General features: G+C 58.2%; 4 protein-coding genes. 2 read left to right on the forward strand and 2 right to left on the reverse strand.

Translation table 11 applies throughout. From position 1 onward, the window contains the following. Positions 1–913: 3-deoxy-7-phosphoheptulonate synthase (locus tag DBR24_RS28240; protein WP_128616343.1), on the forward strand; the 913-nt coding region annotated here is incomplete at its 5' end. A 61-nt stretch (positions 914–974) separates the two neighbouring features. Here DBR24_RS28240 and DBR24_RS28245 read toward each other — a convergent pair. Further along, complete coding sequence (locus DBR24_RS28245; RefSeq protein ID WP_003226804.1) at positions 975–1,256, reverse strand: GNAT family N-acetyltransferase; 282 nt, start codon at positions 1,254–1,256, stop codon at positions 975–977. 639 nt (positions 1,257–1,895) lie between these two features. Here DBR24_RS28245 and oprI point away from each other — a divergent pair. Continuing rightward, positions 1,896–2,147, forward strand: a complete 252-nt coding sequence (gene oprI, locus DBR24_RS28250) for an outer membrane lipoprotei OprI (RefSeq protein WP_025113130.1) — start codon at positions 1,896–1,898, stop codon at positions 2,145–2,147. Positions 2,148–2,271: 124 nt separating this feature from the next. Here oprI and DBR24_RS28255 read toward each other — a convergent pair whose 3' ends face one another. Beyond that, positions 2,272–3,243 carry a L,D-transpeptidase family protein gene (locus DBR24_RS28255; RefSeq protein WP_123466563.1) on the reverse strand — a complete coding sequence of 324 codons (972 nt, stop codon included), beginning with the start codon at positions 3,241–3,243 and terminating at the stop codon, positions 2,272–2,274. Between the last annotated feature and the right edge of the window lie 139 nt (positions 3,244–3,382).

The raw sequence follows: 3,382 nt of genomic DNA on the forward strand, positions 1-3,382 counted from the left end.
GTTCGTAGTGATCGGCCCGTGTTCGATCCACGACATCAAGGCCGCCCACGAATACGCCGATCGCCTCAAGGTGCTGGCGGAGGAAGTCTCCGACACCCTGTATCTGGTCATGCGGGTGTACTTCGAGAAGCCGCGCACCACCGTCGGCTGGAAAGGTCTGATCAACGATCCGTACCTCGACGACTCGTTCAAGATTCAGGACGGTCTGCACATCGGTCGCCAGCTGTTGCTGGATCTGGCCGAAAAAGGCCTGCCGACCGCCACCGAAGCCCTCGACCCGATCTCCCCGCAGTACCTGCAGGACCTGATCAGCTGGTCGGCCATCGGCGCGCGCACCACCGAATCCCAGACCCACCGTGAAATGGCTTCCGGCCTGTCTTCGGCCGTTGGCTTCAAGAACGGCACCGATGGCGGCCTGACCGTGGCGATCAACGCGCTGCAGTCGGTGTCCAGCCCGCACCGTTTCCTCGGTATCAACCAGGAAGGTGGCGTGTCGATCGTCACCACCAAGGGCAACGCCTACGGTCACGTGGTGCTGCGCGGTGGTAACGGCAAGCCGAACTACGATTCGGTCAGCGTCGCCCTGTGCGAGCAGGCGCTGGACAAGGCGAAGATCAAGCCGAACATCATGGTCGATTGCAGCCACGCCAACTCCAACAAGGATCCGGCCTTGCAGCCGCTGGTGATGGAAAACGTCGCCAACCAGATCCTCGAAGGCAATCAGTCGATCATCGGCCTGATGGTCGAGAGTCACCTGAACTGGGGTTGCCAGGCGATTCCAAAAGACCTCGCCGACCTGCAATACGGCGTGTCGATCACCGATGCCTGCATCGACTGGTCCGCCACCGAGAACACCCTGCGCAGCATGCACGCCAAGCTCAAGGACGTGTTGCCGAAACGTCAGCGCAGCTGATCCAGGTTTCGCAGGCATAAAAAGACGCCGGGCATTGCCCGGCGTTTTTGTGTGTGTTCGATTAGATCTTCGCGGCGCGGCGCTGATGACGTTCCATGTAGCGCTCGACGTAGGAGCACGACGGAATCACCGTGTAGCCCATTTCTTCGGCGTACTGCAGCGCGCTTTCCGTCAGCGCTGCGGCAATGCCACGACCACGCAAGGCATTGGGCACGAACGTGCGATAGATATCCAGGGTCTGTTTCCCCAGATCCATGTATGTCAGGTAGGCACGATGACCGTCCACATTGGTCTCGAACTGATGACCAGCCTGGTCATGGTGGATGGACAACGCCTCGCTCATCACTACTCCTCGCGGGTCTTGGATTCTGACCCCTACCTTACCGATGTTTTTCCGGCGAAGGAACAACTACGCCACCCCGTGCCTGATGGACACCGAGAAGAGCCACACCGATCTCGCGCAACCGAGCACCTGATAAATAGTAGGCACCATTGGCAAAAATGCTCAAGGTGCACTCGTCATCACGGGTGGTTGACGGGGGTTGCTCCGTTGGACGCAGGGATCGTGCGGGAGCCCCTCTTCCCGATCGATGCACCTGAACATTGCCGGATGTTGAGACTTAAGACGCAGCGCCTTTTTTAAAGTCACCTCAACATGGACAAAGATAAGCGAAGCAGCACGCAAAACCGAAACAAAAGTGTAGACGAAGTCATCTAGTCAGACTTTAGCCAAGACTGCGAAAACAGCACGCGACCAAGGGAACTTTTTCTCATTAACTCGCTCGGCGCGGGGCTTGCAGCTGTGTGTTTTTTATACAACCTGTTAAAAGTTGCTCGAAAAAGAATCAACGCCTACAATTTTTTTTGCTTCTTGCGCTACGTCAGTTTACTTACTACAAGTAATGGGTAGTATGTACGCCGGCTATTTCCTCAATCGTGAGGAGACAGCCACTTAATTTGAAAGTCCTTGAAGGGGAACACGATGAACAACGTTCTGAAATTCTCTGCTCTGGCTCTGGCCGCAGTTCTGGCTACCGGTTGCAGCAGCGCATCGAAAGAAACCGAAGCACGTCTGACCGCTACTGAAGACGCAGCTGCTCGCGCCCAGGCTCGTGCAGACGAAGCATACCGTAAAGCTGATGAAGCTCTGGCTGCTGCTCAAAAAGCACAACAGACTGCTGACGAAGCTAACGAGCGTGCTCTGCGTATGCTGGACAAAGCTAGCCGCAAGTAATAATCCCTCGGGATTGTTATCAAGCCGACCCATTTTTTGGGTCGGCTTTTTTATTGCCCGCACTTTCGTCCGGGCAATAAAAAACCCGTCGACGCCTGACGCATCGACGGGTTCGGACCAGACCTTACTGCTGCAGGTCGATCGGCGCGCTCGAGACAATCGGCGCCGAGGTATTCGGCGTGCCGATCTCGGTTGGCAAGCCATCTTCAGCCGCGACCACATCACGCACCACATCCCAGTTCATACGCAGGTTGTTGGTGATGTCGTCACGCTTGAGCATCGCGTTGATCACCGCGGTGTGCTTGTCGACCACCGACGGGTTGCCCTTGTCGTCGATAGGCGTGTGCGCTTCCAGGTAGACCTTGCCGCCACTGCGACCGAACTTGTAGGCATCGTTGAGGATGCGTACCGAAGTACCGACCGGCACCATGCTGGCCATCTCCAGCACGTTGTTGTTGAACATGCGGAAGCAGCCGTGACTGGTGCGCATGCCGATACCGAACTTCTTGTTCGAACCGTGGATCAGGTAGCCCGGCGTGCCGAGGGTGAACTTGAACGGCCCCAGCGGGTTATCCGGGCCGGCCGGCACCACGTTCGGCAACGGATCGCCGTCAGCGGCGTGCTCGGCCTTGATCGAGGCCGGAGGCGTCCAGGTCGGGTTCGGCGTCTTCGCAGTGATGGAGGTGTGCGCGATTGGCGAACCCCAGCCTTCACGACCGATACCCAATGGGAAGGTGTACACCACGTTGCGGCCTTTCGGGTAGTAATAGAGGCGGTATTCGGCGAGGTTGATCACGATGCCCTCGCGCGGCCCCGGCGGCAGGATGAAGCGCGTCGGCAGGACGATTTCGGTACCGGCGCCCGGCAACCACGCATCGACGCCCGGGTTGGCGGCGACCATTTCCGAATAACCCAGATCGTATTTGGTTCCCAGGTCAGCGAAGGTGTCTTCGTACTTGGCTTTGATCACCTGGACCTGACCGATGATGTCTTCACCGGGGGGTGGCAGGGGAAACTCCAATGCAGCAACGGGACCGGCCACACACAGGGCGGCAAGTGACAGGCAGCGGGTGACGGCAGGAAAGCGCGGCAACATCCGGAAAATCCTTTGCATGATCATCAAGGGTATAAGTGCGCGATTGTACACCGCACCTTGGGAATTCGGGGAGACCACCCCGCAGCAGGCGACAAGGTGCTTTGGATGGGAGCAAGCCCGCTCCCGCACCGGACGGCTC

Origin of the sequence: Pseudomonas sp. HMWF006, assembly GCF_003061205.1 — a bacterium.
Classification (GTDB): domain Bacteria; phylum Pseudomonadota; class Gammaproteobacteria; order Pseudomonadales; family Pseudomonadaceae; genus Aquipseudomonas; species Aquipseudomonas monsensis.

Coding starts and splice junctions, on each gene's coding strand:
- oprI (WP_025113130.1), top strand. CDS start 1,896: ATGAACAACGTTCTGAAATTCTCTGCTCTGGCTCTGGCCGCAGTTCTG.
- DBR24_RS28245 (WP_003226804.1), bottom strand. CDS start 1,256: ATGAGCGAGGCGTTGTCCATCCACCATGACCAGGCTGGTCATCAGTTC.
- DBR24_RS28255 (WP_123466563.1), bottom strand. CDS start 3,243: ATGTTGCCGCGCTTTCCTGCCGTCACCCGCTGCCTGTCACTTGCCGCC.